The following is an 18,450-nucleotide window of genomic DNA, read 5'->3' on the forward strand; positions in this document are numbered from 1 at the left end:
TAAGAAAATTACACTTAAAATTATTATATTTCAACCTTGTTATGTATTTAGTTCTTGTTTTATCACAATATTTAATCATCGAGTATCATGCATCTCTTATTTTTATCATGATAGTTTTTAAGTAAAGAACAAATATCAAAGCAGTAATTAATATATTGTTAGCTACGGCAGGGTTAGGAGTAACTGTTGTGAATGCGACAACATGAACTGCCGTATTCACTTTTACTCGATATTGAACTAAGATGCTTTTTCTGCGGTCTTTTCTAAGGCCAAGATAAGTATAACAGCAGCAAGCATCGCAACGATAGCATACGCTAACAATGCTGGCTGACCTGTTACTTGTTCGAAGCTAAAGGGTGAAAGGTTACGTTCTAGCAGTGGCACTTCAAGGCCACTTGAATTAGTACGCCAAGTTAGCGTTTCTTTCCATGGCCACACTTTACCAAGCGTACCTATCATTAATCCGGTTAAAAACGTCAGTGCGATATCGCGGTAGTGTTTTAGTACCCAGGTAAGCACGTGCGAGAAAGTAAGAATACCAATGGCACAACCTGCGGCAAACGTACCTAGGGTGACAATATCGATAGACTTAGCAGCAGCAAGGATCGGTGCATACATACCTAACATTAACAGGATAAAACTACCTGAAATACCCGGTAATATCATGGCACAAATCGCAATTGAGCCAGCAAGTAAAATATTGATCGAGGTCGGTTCAAGATTAAGCGGTTGCAGTACGGTAATACTATATGCAAATCCAATGCCGATGATGACAGCTACAAAGCGGCTGACTTTCCAGAATTCGACCTGCTTAAACATGTGGTTTACCGAGATGATGATTAAACCGAAGAAGAAAGACCACAGTGGAATAGGATGCGTATGTAACATCCAAGTGATCACTCGTGCCAACGTAAAGATACTCGTCAGAATACCCGCTAGTAACACTATCAAGAATGTACCATTGATATAATCAAAAGCAGCTTTTAGGCCATCCTTTCTGATCATGCCGATTAGGCTTGGAGTAATACGACTAATACTGCCTAACAGAGTATCGTAAATGCCGGTAATGAAGGCAATTGTACCACCTGACACACCTGGTACAACGTCTGCTGCGCCCATCGCCATGCCTTTTATAAAGATAGAAACTTTACTCATGATTCTCCGTATAATTTATTGATTAAAGGTCAAATTTAACAGCATTATAAACTGTTTTAGTGAAAATATGTCATTATCGTAAATACATTTTCCATTTCGCATAAATAATCCTATACGTTATTTATTGATCGAAACTTATGATAGAAAGCGATATAAGTGTGATCAGTGGTCGGTTTTATGTGAAGTTATAAAGCGGATTATTTTTGTTGTTACTTTGGTGTTTATTATCAACGATCACGCTTTTTATCTATGTTCATGCTTAATTGTGATCCCAACTAAATATTTAATATTATTGTATTCTAAATGTCATATTCTTAATTTAACCTCGGGTCCGCTATAACAACAATCAAAGGATTTGATGTGAATATACTAAAAAATGTAATAACAACAACTTGCCTCACTTGTGTTATGAGTGCGTCTGCACTTGCCGACAGTGATATTTACCTTACTAATAACTCTAACCAGACTATGTCTATTCAAGTTAACCATACCGGTTCAGATTTACTTGAAGAAGGCGCGGAATGGAAACAATATGTGCAAACACTTAAACCATGGGAAACTAAAATGGTATTAAGTTTTAATCGCTGGAAAGGGGTTAAGTCTGGTGATACTTATCAATTCGAAACACTTGTAACTAATGAAAATGGCGAGTCGCTGTCTTTGCTACAACAAGTGAAAGGATATTGGTATAAATCAACACTTGATCATGGTGCGAGTGCCAATGATGTTGCGCTAAACTGGGCGGATGATCGTGATACTTACCGTTATCAATCGCAATATAACAGTAACAGCAAGAGTACTGAAATCGCGTTTAAAGCGAGTGCAACTGGCCGTTATGATGATATTTATTACAGTATCACACCGCAAAAAATTGATGAACAGCCTGTAGCAGACGCAGGTACACTCAAAGTCATGTCATATAATGTCTGGGCTCTGCCTGTGATTGCAAAGCACATCGGTGACCGTTTTCAGGAAATTCCGAAGCATTTAAAAGGCTATGATGTACTCATGCTACAGGAAGTCTTTGCTTCTGGTCGTGATGCATTTTTGCGAGATCTTGCTAAAGAATACCCGTATCAAACGAAGATGTTAGCTTCTCCTGGGATTAATATTTACGATGGTGGTGTGACTATTGTGAGTCGCTATCCAATTGTTAATGAAGGGCAGTACGTCTATCCCGATTGCTCTGGTACAGACTGCTTTGCTGATAAAGGCGTAAATTATGCTGAAGTGATCAAAAATGGTCAGGCGTACCATGTATTAGCAACCCATACCGCGTCGTTTGATACTGATACCGCACGTGAATACCGCCAACGTCAATTCCGCCAGATGCGCAATTTTGCACAAGCGCAGAATATTCCAGCCACTGACACAGTTGTCTACGGTGGTGATTTTAATGTGAATAAGCTTAAATTCCCAACTGACTATCACCAGATGTTTGTGAACCTTAGCGCTGATGAACCGCAATATGCAGGTTATACAGAGTCAACGTTCGACCCGCGTATTAATGATTATGCAGGAAGTGCACTATCGGGTGGTGAAAATATCGAATATCTTGATTATGTTGTTGTCAGTAATGAGTTTGCTAAGCGAAATGACAATATAAACACTGTCAAAATACCGCGTACAACGGTTGCTAGTTTATGGAAACATTGGAATCTATCCGACCATTTCCCTGTTAAAGCAGTGATACGTTAATGCGGTTACCTTTACTATTAATAAGCGTTGCCTTTATGGGCAGCGTTTATTTCTTCATCACCAATGAAAATAAACTGAACTCAGTTGAGCAAGAAAGTGCATTATCTAAAATCGTAAGTTCAACAATACAACCGACAGACATGGCATCGAATCAAGCTAAAGAAAAGATGCACGTTAAAGAACAGATGCAAGTTAATGAAAATATGCCCGAGCAAGATACCTCATTGCAAGGCACACAAGGTCAGACGCTAATGGCGGCGATAACGTCATTTTGGCAGCAATGTCGCAGACATAATAATTGTGATAAATTGTTAGCCAAACAGCGGTTGCTACTTGATGATGATCGTTATCAGTTGTTAGTTAACTTTCCTGTGAACCAGCAGGAAGAGCAACGTATGATGGGGGAATCGTTAATCAGTCAGGATGCAAGTTTGGCGGATAAAATCGCCAATGTTAAAGCGATTAGAGAGCAGGTGTGGGGTGACGATGCAGCGCTGTTATTTCAGCAGCAAGATACCTATTATGACTACCGTTTATCGTTATCGGATCCTGATAGTCGATTTAGCCAGACTCATAACGCGGATGATTTTATCAATGCATACAACACTATGTTGGCAGAACGGGCTAATGACTTAGATAGCTTTGCGTTAAGTTCTGATACCGCCAAATATGAAGAGGCATTGCAGTTAATCCCACCGTCTATGCCTGAAGATGAAACAGCCAGAATCAAGGCTGATCTGGCTTCGCAATATCTCACCGCTAGCGAACGACAATCTATTGTTAACCGAGAGCAGCAAGTGGATAAGCAAGAGCAAGAAATAACGGATTACCAGCAAGGATTAAATGAACTTGAGGTAACACTTGCTAATGAACGAGCAACATCAAAGGAAACCATGAATGATGAAGATTGGCAGGTTTATAAAGCGGAACGTTTATATCAATATCGTCTTAACTTTTTTAGTTTTTAGTTTGTATTAAAAAGCTTAATGAAAAAGTCATGTTTCCTTCATGTTAACGGCGCAGACTAGATTAACATCTGGGCTATACCAGATGTAATTTTGTGAAGTCGACAAGGAGATGACCATGAAGAAGACGATGATAATTGCGTTATTAACTGTTGGGGTAGGGATGCAAGTACCCTCTGTGTTAGCGGCCAATAAAGCCGTGTTATTGGGTATTGATGGGGTGCAATGGGAAAAAGTACAAATTTTAAATACCCCAAACTTTGATCGCTTAAATATCAACAAAGCGTATACGGGTGGTATGAAAGGTTATGACAATGAGCAGTTAACATCAAGTGGACCTGGCTGGGCGACAATTTTAACGGGTGTTTGGGTTAATAAACATAACGTTGATACTAACAGTGCAGGTTTGGCTAATGCCGATTTTCCCAGTATTTTTAAACGCATTAATGATGCGAACCCGATATTAACTCAAGCGTCATTAGTGCATTGGTCTCCGATTAATACGCAGTTTTTCACTCAAGATATTACTAATGTTGAGCGGGTCGAAAGTGGCATCAGTGATGCGGATGTAACGTCCGCGACAATTAGTGAAATAAATAAAGGTACTGATTTTGTATTTGCACACTTAGATGACCCTGACCATCATGGGCACAGTACGTGTTTTGGTAGCGCTTATAACAAGAGTATTATTACTGCTGATCAGCAATTGGGTGAAATCCTAGACGCAATTGAGTCGGCTGAAAGAAAAAGTGGCGATAATTGGCTGCTAATGGTAACGACAGATCATGGTCGTGACAGCTTAGGTTGTGGTCATGGTGCGCAGAAGCTGAATCAAAAAACCATCTTTATCGGCAGTAATGAACCAGTTAATGCTGAGCTTACCGAGAAATCGGTTGGTGCAAATAATGATTTTTCAGGACTTTATGGTTACGCGGCACAAACGTCGATTGTACCGACTTTATTAACCCACTTGGGAATTAAGGTTGAACCAAAATGGAAATTGGATGGTCCATCACTTATCGGTGAGTTAGGTGTTCGTAAATTAGTGGCAAGTACTGATGGTCATTTACAGTGGATAAATGAGAGTGACGATGATATTCGCATTTATCGTAATGATATTTTGGTTGATATATTGTCTGCGCAAAAAAAATCGTGGCAAGACAATGCGAATACTCGGTTGGGTATAGTAGATTATGTTCTTGCGAGTAACGCTAATCCAGTCGCTTTTCGAAATAATGTGATGGATGTAAATGCAGGGCTAAGTTGGAGCTTATCGCGAGGCTATTTCTTCCGCAGTGATACGCAATATGTACGTTATAACAAAGTATTGGATAAAGCAGAAGATGGTTACCCTCGCGCTGTGAATGAGAGTAATTGGCCTGGTCTTGGTGCTTATCGTGAAAACCTTGTCGCCAGTTTCCATAAAGACAGTGACACGGCTTACTTCTTTACTCACGATGGACAATATTTATCTTACGACCTTAATACAGACTCAGTGAGAGACGGTTATCCGAAAGCGGTTGACGCTACCACGTGGTCAGGGCTTGAAGCATATGCTGACAACATCGTTGCCACATTACGCTGGAAAGGTAATAAAGTTTATTTCTTCCTTGATGATGGAATTTATTTACGTTATGACTTAGTTAACGATAGCGTTGACAGTGGTTATCCAAAACCGATAAATGATTCAACTTGGCCTGGTCTGGGGGCTTATGCACAACAGATTACGGCTGCCATTTATTGGGATGATACCCGAGCATATTTCTTCTTGGATGGTCAACGTTATATTCGCTATAGTATAACGCGTGATCGTGCTGATAGTGGTTACCCTAAACCGACCAATGATAGTACATGGCCAGGTCTGTTAGGGATGTAATAGGGCCTAACTTAACAACCAAAACGAGATGCTGTTTTGGTTGTTTTTATATTCGCTAAGCCGTTATTGGACAAAAGTGGCTTAGAGTTATTGTGCTAACCGAGATAATATACATTAGATTTTGTAGGGAAATTTAAGCCTATTTTAAATCAAATAATTACGCTGCGTCCTGTTGGGAAGTACTCAAGGGTATCACCAAGCACGCCTTTTAATATTTCATAGGCTTTCATACCTGTACAATGGCCAGTATAGAGCTTATCTATTGGATAAGTGAGCATGGTTTCACCAATTGCCTCTATGTCTTTCTTTGTTCCGCCAATACTATTAAATAAAGGTAGTCCGACCAAATGAAATCCACCGACAACAGCCTTAACTCTCGTGTTTGGAAACAATTCAATAGCGGTTTCAATCATATTGAGCACCCCACTATGAGCACAACCAGTAAATACTATAAGACCATCATCTTCTTTGATGACTAAGAGTAACTCATGGTCAAATGTGTCGGGTTTACAGCCATCACCTGAATCAGTAAAGAGATATTTATTACCTTTTGGCTGTTCATACTTACGACTCAGACTTGTAATAATAAAAATATTTGGCCGTATCTCAGTAGTTTTATTAATGAAGCTGAATCGACCACTAGCTTTGTTTAATAATGCTTTATCAATACCCACATTACTTTTGAAACCAAACGCTTTGAAACTATAATCAGTTTCTGTACATTCGCGGAAATAGACCTGTGCCTTAGAATTTCGGTCAAGGAAATGAGTGACGCCATTACAGTGATCATGATGACGGTGCGAAATAATTGCAGCATCAACATCTTCCATCTTAATGCCTAATAAAATGGCATTATCACAAAAGGCTTTACTGCTACCAGCATCAAACAGAATTTCTTGCCCCATCGTTTTTATATGAAAAGATAACCCTCTTTCAACCTTAAGGTCTGTTCTATCATCTAATCGAGTATTATCAATTAACACTGTCAGTATCATATCGACTTCCTAAACCATTGTTTAGTTAAGTCTACTATACCTGAATTTTCATGTGCCATTATTTACACTAGTTTATTAATGTTACTAACTACTTAACAGCCATTTAACCACTCAGATAAAGCCCTCTTTAATGCTTACATGATAAATGTATGGCGAAGTGTCATGAACAAAATATGAATGAGTAGATGCTCTAACTCACTTTGGGGCAATTTTTAGTTAGCAAGGCTAGCTAACTCATTCTTGGACATAAATGGCTTAACGCTATTGTTCTAGCCGATGGTAATACGTATTAGACTTTGTAAGGTCAAGGTCTTTTATTCATCCTATACTTTATGCAAAATGAGTCTTTTTACCACTAAATGTTAAGGTAATGTCATGGATAAGTTGATTCCGGACAGTAGCAATGGCTTGGATATCGCGTTAGATAGTAAAAAAATTCCCTGCTTGGACGGTATAAGGGTAGTAGCTGTGTCTTTAGTCATGTTGTACCATAGTTTTGGATGGATTGGTGGGAGGCTCGGAGTAAGTGCTTTTTTTGTATTAAGTGGTTTTTTAATAACTTGGTTGTTACTTAAGGAAACCGCGGCCAAAAGTCGTGTTTCTCTGAGTGGGTTTTATCGGAGGAGATCTCTCAGGATTTTTCCTGCCTATTTTTTTTTCCTGTTTGTTGTTTTTACAATAGAGTATATACAGTCCGATGAGACTATACGCAAATTCATAATGCCTTCAATTTTTTATTATTATAACTATTACTATCCAATTGTTGGTGAAAAACATGAGCAGCTAAGTCATATATGGTCATTGTGCGTAGAGGAGCAATTTTATCTTTTATGGCCGATATTATTTATTGTATGCTTTAGATATGGTCAAAATGTTCAAACCTTATTTCTAGCGGTTGTTTTGGTTGCGGGGTTAATATGGCGTTATGTCGCTTACTTTCATCTCGGTTTCGAAGATAAGTGGCTATACCGGACATTTGATGCTCGATTTGATAACTTGGCAATAGGTTGTTTGTTGGCAGTTCTACTTTTTAACATTAATAGTAGAAGATATATTTCAGGTTTTGTGTACAAAGGTTGGTTGTTTCCCATTCTTATTGGAGCGCTTTTACTGTCGAGGTTTGTAGGTAAAGCATATCCAGGTTATTCCTATACACTTGGGTTTAGTGTGGAGGCGATAATTATATCTGTCATGTTGGTATTAGCACTAGCTCGCCATAGAGAGAAGCCATTTTTATGGCTAAGTTCAAAGTATGCGGTATCAATAGGAGCGATTTCATATCCGATGTATCTGTATCATGAAATTGGGGCTGGAATATCTGACAAAGCCTCGGGGGTTCTTGAGCAGAATTTCAGCATATCTCTACCGTACGTGTTGGTTGCTATAGCCGGGTTCGGGGTAACTTTATTGTTAGCAGGGTGTTCGTATAGGATCATTGAAAGGCCATTTTTGGCGTTGAAATAGCGTTTACATGATAGGGCTTTAGAGAGGCTATTTAGGCTCTTCCGCTTGCTTTATTAGTCCGTGATTTGATCAAATTGATACCTTCACAAATTAGAGTTGGTGCCAAATATCCGTGACAACGGGCAGCATAGAGCCTACCAACAAAATTGCCATAATCATATTGAAGCAGCGCTGATAAACCCTATTTTCAAGACATTCACGTAGCCAGGTTCCGAATATTAGCCAAATACCAACACACGGGAAAGAAGCGATAAAAAAGGTAAACGCAATGGTCACATTCTGCGATAAGAAGCTGTCTCCTACTGTGGTAAACGCAGAAATAGCGCCAATGGCCACCACCCATGCTTTGGCATTCACCCATTGAAACAAGGCTCCTTTTATAAACCCAAACGGCTTCGCTTGCTGGTCGGCTGACCCAACGTTAGTCGCTCTGGCAATTTGCCACGCCAAATAAAGTAAGTATGCGGTACCTATCGTTTTTATGGCCAAATCCAAATGGGGAAACAAAATAAACAGCTGACCAAAACCGAGTCCGACTAATAACAGCATCACCGTAAAACCCACGCATATCCCCGTCAGTAAGGGCAGGCTTCTTCGTACACCGAAATTTAGCCCAGAGGTCATCACCATGATGTTATTCGGCCCCGGTGTTACCGAAGATGTGATGGCAAATAATGCCACAGACAATAAGTATTCCAAACTTAACTCCTCCTGATACTTCCATGTAATCGCAACACTGTATTCAGCTCGACGTGCAAGCATAGCCAAATCAACTTTATCTCAATTAGAAAATGGAGTAGGTAACCCTAGTATTGAAACCCTATGGTCCATTTGTGTGGTGCTGGATATCCCTTTTTCACGTCTGATCGAATCACCAAGTCCAAAGACGAAAGTCATTCGCTATGGTGAAGGAGAATCCGTATTTTCTAAGTGCAAAGACTACCAAGCGACTTTGCTTTCCTCGTGTCCAGCCAATGTAAGTCGTGATATATACTGGATTGAAGTGAGTCTAGGTGAACCTTTCTATTCAAAACCGCACAATCCTGGAGTCATAGAACACGTGATTATAACGAAAGGATGTGCCAGAGTAGGTTTAAAATCAAACTCTTACGTTCTGACTGAAGGGGACTATATTACCTATCCCGGCGACTTGCCGCATATGTTTGAAGCATTGCAAGAAGGCACGTGTGGCATGTTAATTTCGGAATACCGATGACCACCAGGATGGGTGATTTATCACCTTATCGTAGATAAAAGAAACAAGGTGTCACATTTTATAAGGTAGTCAGAAGGTGGACATTGAACCAACTTACAGGTATTTAAAGTGCTACATAGATAGGACTTTTTATTCTCGTTATTCAACTTAATTACTCTGGCCGTTATAATTCCGTAAACATGAAGTTAACGACATATTCATTGTTTAACCTGCAATATCGAGACATTTAACCACTTACTTCAAAATATTCTTCCTTTTTATTTTAAACGTTTTTAATGTAACACTCGAAATTTAAGAAACAAAAATTGATGTGACACCTTGTTGTAAAACACTGCGTGAAGCTAGCTTAAATAGATGTTTTTATTCTGAAAACAGAAAAAATTTACTTTTATTTACGGATAGAATAGTCATATCATTATTCAATAATATGATTAGTGACCTAATGGTAACTTCAATCGCCCGTGACAACATCATAACATTACTTAAATTACCCAGAGGGAATATATGAACACAATAAGAATGGCATTTTTTATGGCCATTATACTTTCACTGACAGGTTGTGAATGGGATGATAAGTTAGATATTAGTAAAGCAGATATTAATGAACCAGATGTTAAACAACCAATTTATATAACAGGGCATTATTACGACAAAGGACATTTTGATAAAAGCCAAAATTATGAAAATGCCTTTTCCAATAACTTCACTGAAGAAAATGTAGAAATACATAGCTATGTAGTTATTGAATTTGACAACGAGGTCGATCCTGCCTCAATTACAGATAGTACAGTTCAAATTAAAAGGCTGCATATGGAAGATACCCCTTTTGCAGATTCTGAGCTAAATAATAATAATATAATTAGTGGTAATTGGGTTCTAAGTACTGACAATAAAAGTCTTACTTTTAAACCTGCTTATAAACCTTATTTAGATCGCTCGACATTTGCTTACTATACAGAAAGTAAGCCTAACTGGAATGGCCTAAAACCAGGCTATGAATATCAAGTAACTATCTCTGAAAGCATCACATCTGCCGACGGTGCTGTGTTAAGCACTCCAGCTAAAGAGTTAACATGGACGTTCAAAACAACGGATGTAGACTACGGCTTATACTGGTTTAAAAATTCAACGGATGCAGTTAAATATATCCCGGGGCGAAAAATTGATAAATCTTACTATGCTCCTGAAAATGATACTTTAATTTATGCTCACGGCTGGCAGCAAGAAAGTGTTGTTGCAGACTATAGACGGGAAGGTTTTAACCATTTTGTTAACAGTGAAACCTCAGGATTTTCCAGTGGAATGACTGAAACTATGGATCTCGTGAGTATTTGGAAAGATAAGAGCTGGAACTTTGGCGCATTCTATTGGAATCAGATAGCGGATGATGATGATAATGCAAAATCTTCAGTCGGAGCTGCTGTACCCTATAAGGCCGAGTCTAAGATTTGGAATACAATTCAAATGCGTTATGCCGTATCACCTTATTCACTAACGGGTTCTGCACGTCAGGATAAACCGATTAAGCCAGAGGATGTGTGGGAATATGATCGCCAAGACGTAAATAACCCGACTAAACCTATGTCAGTTATATTGGCGGAAATTTTGGAGAGTGCACTTGATGAAATGGATGATAATGAGTTTAGACTTGCAGGTCACTCTCTTGGAAGCCAGATGGTGCATGGGGCGGCTTATATTTTAAGTGAAAACAAGAAGAGTGCAGCTTTAATTCCTGATAGGTTAGCGCTGATTGACCCATACTGGGCGGGGGCAAACGTAGCTGATGATTACTGGGATGAGCATCCGGCAAAAGCACTGGTTACAACGGCTACAGAGCATAGGGACACAGATAAAGAGGCTGCATTAGCCACAGGTTTATCTGGCTACTACAATCCCGGTTATTCTGGACAACCTTGGAATGAAGAGATCAACCGATCGATTGCCGAACAGCTTGCTTTAGATAACGTTGCAATTGCCTTTTATGACGTATCTAGCACTAGTGATGGATTCTCAGGTGTTTCGGGTGTTTATTATGGTGGCTTAAATACTCCAGAGCGAGATATTGCAGCAATCAGTTATCTTAAAACGCCTTGGATTCATACAAATGAATATAAAAAACTAGGTCAGAAGCATGTGAATGGCCGCTTGTGGTATTTATGGCAAATTGCGTTTGATGCTAAAGATATAAATAGTGGCTTTTCTGCATCAACAGCGACTAACTCCTTGATCGATTTAATGAATGCGAAAAAAACCGAAAAAGGTCGTTGGGTAATAACAGCAGGGCAAAGTACAGCAACCCCTGAAGATGACGTATTTGAGTTAAGCCATGAACAAAAAGACCTCGGTAATTGGTGGTCATCATGGCATAACAGTAAATCATGGCAAGAGTAGAAATAACAACATTGTAAAAATACTAATCACTCCATAAACTTCAGCGATCCTACCGCTGGGCAATAATCCCTAATCTTGTTTAAGGTTGGGGATTATTTGTTATATTAAAATGCTTCAATCTACAGCGAGGGAGCATTGTTTTCTAACCAAGTTAAAGGGTGCTGCCATAGATGATTGGCCTTGCGACTAAAAAACTTCATGTGGCCGATTTCACTTAAATTACATGCTTCAGGCGATAAGGTCAGTGTTTCCGCGTTTATATTTTCAAAAACGGTCAACATATCAGCGACATTAGCATCAATGGCGATGTCATCATCGGTGGCGTTTACCCATAGGGAAGGCGTTGAAAGTGTATTGTACAGGTGATTATGTACCGATTTTCCAAAGGCTGTCTTCACATAACCTTGTCCATTACACCAATGACGCCATTGCTGGGCAACAGCTTTAGGCAAGGGTTCTCCCATGCCAAGCAACTGCGATTTTGTATGGCCAAAAATCAGGTTACTCATTGGGATGAACAGGTTCATAAAGAATTGTGCTTTTATAGCATAAGGCATTTTCATATTTTTTAAGCGGCCAGAAGAACTAGCAAATGTGAAAATAGAACTGAAGTCTGTTGCATTATGCATTAACCCGACTAGTTGACCACCGGCGCTGTGACCAATCAGGTGATAAGCGCTGTCTGGGTAGGTTGTTTTGAGAAATTCAAGGATTGCGGGCATATCTTGCTCGCCCCAACACTGCAATGATGCGGTACTGGCATTGATTTTACCCGATAGTGACTTTCCAATGCCTCGGTTATCAAAGGTGATCACTGCATATCCATGCTGGGCTAAAAAACTGGCGAAACTTTTGTAAAACTGTTGTGTTATTCCTGTAGCAGGGCCGAGCAATACTGCCGCTTTCACCTCACTTATGGGGTTGAAAAGTGTGGCGGAAAGTTTGCAGCCATCTTGGCAATAAACGTCTACTTCATTTATTAAAAAATCATTCATTTCAAGTCCATATGCTTAGAGTAACATTTCAACAACATTGTACATGAGGTCATACCAGTTGCAACGCTTCATCCGAAAAATAAAGGTATTTGGTGTTATAACGAAAGGAGGGACTGAAGGTTATTAGGTTTTTAATCAATGAAACAAGCCTGCTTGTCTGCTGAGTACTGGTAAATACAGTTAATCGTCACTCGCTATTTAGCTATTAATGTCACTATAATACGCTTTACACTGCTTATTTAGCATGTTTCTGAGACTTTTATTAGGATTCAAAAATGACGATTAATACTTTGATGGCCTTCGCTGGCATCGTTTTTTTATTGGCAATTATTCCAGGGCCCAACGCCCTGCTAATTTTGTATACCTCATTGGCTCAAGGGAAGCGATTTGCGTTCGTTAATATAGTCGGTGTAGGTTTCGGTTTTTTGATTCATGCCTTTGTATCAGCGCAAGGGTTAAGCCTGTTACTGTCACAGTCTGCTGTGGCTTTTAATCTCTTTAAATGGTTAGGGGTCGGTTATTTACTGTGGCTAGGCGTGAGTAATATCAAGAACGGCCTAAAGCTGTCTGAGTTAACATTAGATCCGAATAAACGCGCGATTAATCCGTCTTTACTTAGTAGCTTTACAAAAGGATTGTTAACCAATTTACTCAATCCCAAGATTGTGTTGTTCTATTTGTCTATCTTCCCCCAATTTATTTCGCCACAACATATTTTAGAACAAAGCATGATGCTAGGGCTTGTTCAGGCGTTGGTTGTGGCTAGCTGGTTCCTTGTGGTCATTATTTTTGCTACGAAGCTTAAAGCGTTGCTGACAACACCTAAAATAGCGAAGTGGTTAAACTATGTTAGTGGTGGACTCTTTGTTAGTTTTGGCGTGAGTTTAGCCAGTACTAGGGTGTAATTTTCTCTTTTCTTTATTTTTGTTAACTTAAAATTTGTTGATTTCTTTCAGCTATTCACTGAAAGAATTCGGTATGTTTTTAACGATCACTCTTTTACCACCACTTGAATCGCTATCATATGGGGAGCCCAGCCATTAGTAGCGACGATCATATAATCATTGTTTAACTCTTCAACTAATTGGATTTTTTGATAGCCAGCTAATTTACGGTTAGCACTGATATACTCATTATATAAAGGGATCTTGTTGTAATCTTTGATGTATGCTCGATTCTCTGTTTCATTAAAGAGAGTTATTGTGTATTGACCCGGTGCATTTTTATTTATTTCTCCAGTACTTTTAGCCTCAATGATATTTTTCAGCCCTGTCTCCGTAAATATGACATTGGACTCAAAGCTATGCTTCTTCACAAACATTTCAAAATGACGTGTTGCATTGTAAGAACCATCAGAAGAGTGGATGAACATTGCTCCATTAATTGCTGCCTTAGGGCCTGTTTTTAGGCTGACAATAATGGACGTCACCATAATAATGAAGCCAAAACAAAAAAATGCGGTCCTAATGTTCATGATATTGAATTTCGTCCTTGATTAACTGAGTTATTAATTCTACATCATCACCACTATTTAACATGAAAATGACATTGATTGGTTTGAGAGACTCTTTTAATATAACGAGAGAAAGTGTGTTTTCTACGTGCATAATAACCAATCTAATAGGGGGATGCGTTTTCTGTAATGCCTCTATATAGGGAAGTAAGCGTAGTGAAACTATTTCCCCTCGCTCTTTGTTATCCCAAAACATGGTGAGGCTGGCACTATCTGTTATCGTTTCTGGAACTATTATCGATGTGGTATCAGGAGTATTGATGTCATGCTTTCTTATCGATGGATAAATGAAAGCAATAAGCAGACAAATAACACCACTAATAAATTGCCATGAGTGTAGCCAACTATATTTATTGCCTATTGAATGGTTAGCCATATCCTTTTGAGCTGGGATAGAGGCATCGTGAGTATTCTTTTCTTGCTCACTTGTATCAGGGGATAATATTTTACCCTCAGCCTTTTCTTCGATCAGAGTACGATCAAAAGTAGGATCATCTATGATCTCAACGACACAGCTGTCTAGCTTATAACCTATTTTTGGGATAGTTTTTAGATGTTTTTGATCTTTACCATTATCGTCAATCACATTGCGTATATTACTAATAGCTTGTGCTACTGAACCTTCAGATACATGCTTTCCAGCCCAAGCATATTCTAATAATTTGTGTTTATGTACAATATTTCCCGAATTTTCACATAATAGAAGCAAGACTAAAAAGTCGTGGCTCCCTATGCGTTTTTCTTCATCTGTGATTGTGTTTTTCAACATGGAGTAATCTGAAATAAGAACCCACTGCTTTACTTTATACATAGACACGCCGATATGTTATTTATCATAAAAAGTATAACTTAATTTTTCATGTGAATTAAGGTGTAGATATAGAGTGGGCATAGACTATTACAGAGAGCGATAAATTGAAAGCATAAACCCTAAAAATCATGAGTTTGAGAATTTTTTGATAAATTTAAAGTTTAATTAATATAGTTTTGATATTTAATTTAGGTATACATAAATTGACCATTATTATTAATGGCTAAGAAAGCGAGGTCAATCCTGACTAAGGGGCACTGTATAGCTTTTAATTAACGGATTGAAAATCACATTTACTTGCTCAATTATGGTGTGTAAGAGAGTGTATAAGGTATGTATGCGTGTGTAAAATTGAGAGGTCTAATAAAGCATTCCTATTTTATTTTTGATACTTTCATTTCTAATATTTACATGAATGAGAACACTGTTATGGTAATAAAAAAATCGTATATAGCCGCAATGATTATGACTTCTTTATTAGTCGGCTGTAACTCTAGTTCTAGAACTAGTTCTACTTCTACTTCTACTTCTACTTCATCAACAGTGACAGTCGTTGGTATTTCATCAGTACCTAAAGCGCTTTCAGATAAATATACGAAAGCGCTTAGGTTTGACCGATATACTGCTGTAATTACACCAAATGGACAGGCAATACATATTATTGCTCAAGATCAGTTAAGCAATAACCAAATAGTCAGAGCTCGTTCGGTTCTAGCTCATTATTTAACGAATTATACTTCATCTAAGTATGGGAGTGATAAGTCTTCGGTTGCTAATAAAATGGCAGGGAATGGTGCGACGTTACTATTACTAAATGGAAGTGATGATGGGAAGAATCCGGCAGCTGAATTAGATGGTCAACCGCTCTATCAAAATGAGATACAAGTTGAAGGAGATGAGTGGTATATCAAGCAAGATTATAAACACCGAGATGCAACATTTGAAGAAATTTTGCATATGGTTCATGACACTGGTATTGGTGTTGACCAAAATGAAGAGTTTATAGGTTCACTACCTGCATATCAAAGCGATATTCGAAGCGCGCAAGTCGGGGCTATGACAGGTCGTATATGGGGTTTGGGCAATGACAATAAAGATTGGATTGTAGAACTTACAGCTGAAAATAGTTTATCTCAGGAGTATTTTGCAGCTGCTATCGACTCTTATTATGGTTTATGGGGCGCTTGGAAACAGAAAGACTTGAACAGCGGAGGAATGTGGGGAATATATCTAGCAAAAACAAGAGCCGATATTAAAACAAAAGATCCTTTAGGTGCTGCTTTAATAGGGGATTTTTTCCACCCTTATTTAACTTACAATGCTCGAATAGATGAAAGTTTCGATGGGACATTCAGTCTTAGGTATAATGAGTTAAAGCCGTACACAAACCATTCTCGATACTTAAAAGACGTTAGTTTAACGGGTAATAAAAACACAAATGTTGTTGTGAATGAACTCGACAATAACATTACAGGGAATTCAGGTAGTAATACCGTTATATTTTCTGGTGATGTAGGCAATTATACAATAACTAAATTAAGTGGTAACTCATATTTAGTTGAAGATCATAGAGATAGTGGTGATGGAAAGGTAACGCTTCAAAAAATAGAAAGCTTGAAGTTTAATGATGCGATTGAAAAATTGTAAATCCAAATTTTTGGAGGTAATATCTATCAATATTGATAGATATTACTCACTTTATTGTAGGAGATCTTAAAGCTCGTTGAACTCATCGAGCCATTCGGTGAAAGAATTAGATACTTGCGTAACACTGCAAGCACCATAGTTAAAAAACCATACCGGCACATCTGTTTGTTGACTTGCACAATCGCTAAGTTTGAAACAAAACATGTTGCCCTTACAATCTGACGCAAACAAAATATGCCCCTTTGGCATGCCGCTCATTTCATATAGCTGTGATAGCGAAGCGACATCTTCCAGGCTTAAAAAATCTTGTACTTCAGAAATATCGGAATTCAAATCACAAATTTTAGTTAATACATTTGGCGTGTGAACCAAGCCATAGGTAGAGATTAAATATTTATATGAGTCCGGTAAAATTCCCTTCAACTTTGATTCAAGCTCTGTAATATCCTGAGTATTGATTGGTACCATGGCGTTTTTACTGCCCCAGTTTTTTACAAATGTATCAATGCTATTCATTTCAAAGTACTCCAAAATCGCTAACGGACTATTACCGTGATTACGATTAAATTCGTCTTAATTTTATAATGAAAACAAGATACACATGATGAGCAGATGATTCAATTTATTATTGATGTATTTATTATTTGTCAGAAAGTATTGCTAAGTAGCGATTAGCTCGCTGTAGATTGCGTTGGAAAGTAGACTGATAATATGTCTAATTCATACTCTAAGTCTTGAGGTAAATAAAACGTCCATCCCTTTCGGACTAATGGCTCAAAAACGTATTTTAAGCATTGAACAACCAAGCAGAGCGACTGCAGAGCATCAATGCCATAAACGTATTCACAAAATGACAGCGCTGTAATTTCAACCTTACAGCGGTAATCTGCACCATCAGGTTCTGGTATACCAATACAAACTTTCAAGGTTAATAAGGTATCATCTGGTTTTTTTGCTACATATTCACTCGTGATCAATTGTTGCTCCGTTATCTTCTTCTATCATCAAGATATATTTTAAAATGCCATATTTATACTTATTGCATGTCTCGTATACAGAATAACATCATTTTTGCAGTAAACGCCGCTGCGGTATTAACTCGAACAGTAGGCCAAACATAGATTATTTTATATGGGATGATAGGCGTATTTCTCAATCACATTCATATTATCAATGAATACTATATAAATCATCAATTAGACTATATGTATTAGTTTTGGCAAAGTAGCGTTATCGGGTCTGCAAGGACTAAACGGATAAAACATAAGGGAAAATACCATGGCGAATAAACAAGGATTTCATAACAAAGATTTACCTGACATGCGTAATGCTTTCAGTTGGGGGTTGAAATTGAGTGACTTCAAGGAGATATTTTTTGTCACGGGTCATGCCGATTGTAACCCGCAATTTATAACTCAACATCCAGGTGATCCAGTTGCACAGACACGTCTTATTCTTGCTCAGATGAAGGACTTTCTAGAAGAGGCAGGATTCAGCATCGATGATATCGTACGCACTGATTGGACATTCGTTAATGAAGTCAGCGGAGAGCAATTTGGTGAAATAGCGGCAGTATGGGAAGAGTTTCTGGTTGATGTAGAGGTTAAACCTGCCACTGGTACATTACGTTATGTTCAACGCTTAGGTATGGCCGATATGATGGTTGAATATGAAATGATGCTAGCAAGGTAATGCAGTTGGAGATTTTAGTTATCACACTAGCC

General features: G+C 38.4%; 17 protein-coding genes. 9 read left to right on the forward strand and 8 right to left on the reverse strand.

The features are described from left to right. Nucleotides 1–237: 237 nt before the first annotated feature. The gene (locus HWV01_RS09895) at nucleotides 238–1,155 is read right to left on the reverse strand and encodes a DUF368 domain-containing protein (protein ID WP_211675211.1); all 918 of its coding nucleotides are present in this window, start codon (nucleotides 1,153–1,155) and stop codon (nucleotides 238–240) included. Between the two features lie 360 nt (nucleotides 1,156–1,515). On the opposite strand from HWV01_RS09895, the gene HWV01_RS09900 reads away from it, so the two are divergent. From HWV01_RS09900 to HWV01_RS09910, 3 genes are all read left to right on the forward strand, one after another. Then, nucleotides 1,516–2,853 (forward strand): sphingomyelin phosphodiesterase, encoded by a 1,338-nt coding sequence (locus HWV01_RS09900; protein WP_249185512.1) that lies wholly within the window; start codon nucleotides 1,516–1,518, stop codon nucleotides 2,851–2,853. Further along, nucleotides 2,853–3,821 (forward strand): chromosome segregation ATPase, encoded by a 969-nt coding sequence (locus HWV01_RS09905; protein WP_211675212.1) that lies wholly within the window; start codon nucleotides 2,853–2,855, stop codon nucleotides 3,819–3,821. The genes HWV01_RS09900 and HWV01_RS09905 overlap by 1 nt, the downstream gene beginning before the upstream one ends. A 115-nt stretch (nucleotides 3,822–3,936) precedes the next feature. Beyond that, nucleotides 3,937–5,694: a hemopexin repeat-containing protein gene (locus HWV01_RS09910; RefSeq protein WP_211675213.1), complete on the forward strand. Its 1,758-nt coding sequence runs from the start codon at nucleotides 3,937–3,939 to the stop codon at nucleotides 5,692–5,694. Nucleotides 5,695–5,843: 149 nt separating this feature from the next. Here the strand turns inward: HWV01_RS09910 and HWV01_RS09915 are convergent, their stop codons facing one another. Next, nucleotides 5,844–6,689 carry an MBL fold metallo-hydrolase gene (locus HWV01_RS09915; protein WP_211675214.1) on the reverse strand — a complete coding sequence of 282 codons (846 nt, stop codon included), beginning with the start codon at nucleotides 6,687–6,689 and terminating at the stop codon, nucleotides 5,844–5,846. 375 nt (nucleotides 6,690–7,064) lie between these two features. Between HWV01_RS09915 and HWV01_RS09920 the strand changes: the two genes are divergently transcribed. Then, on the forward strand, nucleotides 7,065–8,153 hold the full coding sequence (locus HWV01_RS09920; protein WP_211675215.1) for an acyltransferase: 1,089 nt from the start codon (nucleotides 7,065–7,067) through the stop codon (nucleotides 8,151–8,153). Between the two features lie 90 nt (nucleotides 8,154–8,243). On the opposite strand, the gene HWV01_RS09925 is transcribed toward HWV01_RS09920, so the two are convergent. Then, a complete protein-coding gene (locus HWV01_RS09925; protein WP_211675795.1) occupies nucleotides 8,244–8,852 on the reverse strand; it encodes a LysE family translocator in 609 nt (202 codons plus the stop codon). Nucleotides 8,853–8,913: 61 nt separating this feature from the next. Here HWV01_RS09925 and HWV01_RS22495 point away from each other — a divergent pair, with 61 nt between their 5' ends. Together HWV01_RS22495 and HWV01_RS09935 are read left to right on the forward strand one after the other, a co-directional pair. Beyond that, nucleotides 8,914–9,369 (forward strand): helix-turn-helix domain-containing protein, encoded by a 456-nt coding sequence (locus tag HWV01_RS22495; protein WP_371816358.1) that lies wholly within the window; start codon nucleotides 8,914–8,916, stop codon nucleotides 9,367–9,369. 504 nt (nucleotides 9,370–9,873) lie between these two features. Then, complete coding sequence (locus HWV01_RS09935; protein ID WP_211675216.1) at nucleotides 9,874–11,760, forward strand: Ig-like domain-containing protein; 1,887 nt, start codon at nucleotides 9,874–9,876, stop codon at nucleotides 11,758–11,760. Nucleotides 11,761–11,879: 119 nt separating this feature from the next. Here the strand turns inward: HWV01_RS09935 and HWV01_RS09940 are convergent, their stop codons facing one another. Continuing rightward, nucleotides 11,880–12,755: an alpha/beta fold hydrolase gene (locus tag HWV01_RS09940; RefSeq protein ID WP_211675217.1), complete on the reverse strand. Its 876-nt coding sequence runs from the start codon at nucleotides 12,753–12,755 to the stop codon at nucleotides 11,880–11,882. 275 nt (nucleotides 12,756–13,030) lie between these two features. Between HWV01_RS09940 and HWV01_RS09945 the strand changes: the two genes are divergently transcribed. Further along, nucleotides 13,031–13,660 (forward strand): LysE family translocator, encoded by a 630-nt coding sequence (locus tag HWV01_RS09945; protein ID WP_211675218.1) that lies wholly within the window; start codon nucleotides 13,031–13,033, stop codon nucleotides 13,658–13,660. A gap of 86 nt (nucleotides 13,661–13,746) precedes the next feature. Here HWV01_RS09945 and HWV01_RS09950 read toward each other — a convergent pair whose 3' ends face one another. Continuing rightward, on the reverse strand, nucleotides 13,747–14,187 hold the full coding sequence (locus HWV01_RS09950) for a hypothetical protein (RefSeq protein ID WP_249185513.1): 441 nt from the start codon (nucleotides 14,185–14,187) through the stop codon (nucleotides 13,747–13,749). A gap of 31 nt (nucleotides 14,188–14,218) precedes the next feature. Further along, nucleotides 14,219–15,079, reverse strand: a complete 861-nt coding sequence (locus tag HWV01_RS09955; protein WP_211675220.1) for a winged helix-turn-helix domain-containing protein — start codon at nucleotides 15,077–15,079, stop codon at nucleotides 14,219–14,221. Between the two features lie 429 nt (nucleotides 15,080–15,508). Between HWV01_RS09955 and HWV01_RS09960 the strand changes: the two genes are divergently transcribed. After that, nucleotides 15,509–16,726, forward strand: a complete 1,218-nt coding sequence (locus HWV01_RS09960; RefSeq protein ID WP_249185514.1) for a hypothetical protein — start codon at nucleotides 15,509–15,511, stop codon at nucleotides 16,724–16,726. Between the two features lie 66 nt (nucleotides 16,727–16,792). On the opposite strand, the gene HWV01_RS09965 is transcribed toward HWV01_RS09960, so the two are convergent. Further along, nucleotides 16,793–17,242 (reverse strand): SMI1/KNR4 family protein, encoded by a 450-nt coding sequence (locus HWV01_RS09965; protein WP_211675221.1) that lies wholly within the window; start codon nucleotides 17,240–17,242, stop codon nucleotides 16,793–16,795. A 155-nt stretch (nucleotides 17,243–17,397) separates the two neighbouring features. After that, nucleotides 17,398–17,703, reverse strand: coding sequence for a hypothetical protein (locus HWV01_RS09970; protein WP_211675222.1), 306 nt, complete (start codon nucleotides 17,701–17,703; stop codon nucleotides 17,398–17,400). A 301-nt stretch (nucleotides 17,704–18,004) separates the two neighbouring features. Here HWV01_RS09970 and HWV01_RS09975 point away from each other — a divergent pair, with 301 nt between their 5' ends. After that, nucleotides 18,005–18,418: a RidA family protein gene (locus HWV01_RS09975; RefSeq protein WP_211675223.1), complete on the forward strand. Its 414-nt coding sequence runs from the start codon at nucleotides 18,005–18,007 to the stop codon at nucleotides 18,416–18,418. Nucleotides 18,419–18,450: the final 32 nt, after the last annotated feature.

The organism is Moritella sp. 5 (assembly GCF_018219455.1).
Taxonomy (GTDB): Bacteria; Pseudomonadota; Gammaproteobacteria; order Enterobacterales; family Moritellaceae; genus Moritella.

Excerpts from the sequence above, each read along its gene's own strand:
- HWV01_RS09955 (WP_211675220.1), bottom strand. The coding sequence starts at position 15,079 with ATGTATAAAGTAAAGCAGTGGGTTCTTATTTCAGATTACTCCATGTTG.
- HWV01_RS09965 (WP_211675221.1), bottom strand. The coding sequence starts at position 17,242 with ATGAATAGCATTGATACATTTGTAAAAAACTGGGGCAGTAAAAACGCC.
- HWV01_RS09895 (WP_211675211.1), bottom strand. The coding sequence starts at position 1,155 with ATGAGTAAAGTTTCTATCTTTATAAAAGGCATGGCGATGGGCGCAGCA.
- HWV01_RS09920 (WP_211675215.1), top strand. The coding sequence starts at position 7,065 with ATGGATAAGTTGATTCCGGACAGTAGCAATGGCTTGGATATCGCGTTA.
- HWV01_RS09940 (WP_211675217.1), bottom strand. The coding sequence starts at position 12,755 with ATGAATGATTTTTTAATAAATGAAGTAGACGTTTATTGCCAAGATGGC.
- HWV01_RS09945 (WP_211675218.1), top strand. The coding sequence starts at position 13,031 with ATGACGATTAATACTTTGATGGCCTTCGCTGGCATCGTTTTTTTATTG.
- HWV01_RS09905 (WP_211675212.1), top strand. The coding sequence starts at position 2,853 with ATGCGGTTACCTTTACTATTAATAAGCGTTGCCTTTATGGGCAGCGTT.
- HWV01_RS09975 (WP_211675223.1), top strand. The coding sequence starts at position 18,005 with ATGGCGAATAAACAAGGATTTCATAACAAAGATTTACCTGACATGCGT.
- HWV01_RS09915 (WP_211675214.1), bottom strand. The coding sequence starts at position 6,689 with ATGATACTGACAGTGTTAATTGATAATACTCGATTAGATGATAGAACA.
- HWV01_RS09960 (WP_249185514.1), top strand. The coding sequence starts at position 15,509 with ATGGTAATAAAAAAATCGTATATAGCCGCAATGATTATGACTTCTTTA.
- HWV01_RS09950 (WP_249185513.1), bottom strand. The coding sequence starts at position 14,187 with ATGGTGACGTCCATTATTGTCAGCCTAAAAACAGGCCCTAAGGCAGCA.
- HWV01_RS09935 (WP_211675216.1), top strand. The coding sequence starts at position 9,874 with ATGAACACAATAAGAATGGCATTTTTTATGGCCATTATACTTTCACTG.
- HWV01_RS09910 (WP_211675213.1), top strand. The coding sequence starts at position 3,937 with ATGAAGAAGACGATGATAATTGCGTTATTAACTGTTGGGGTAGGGATG.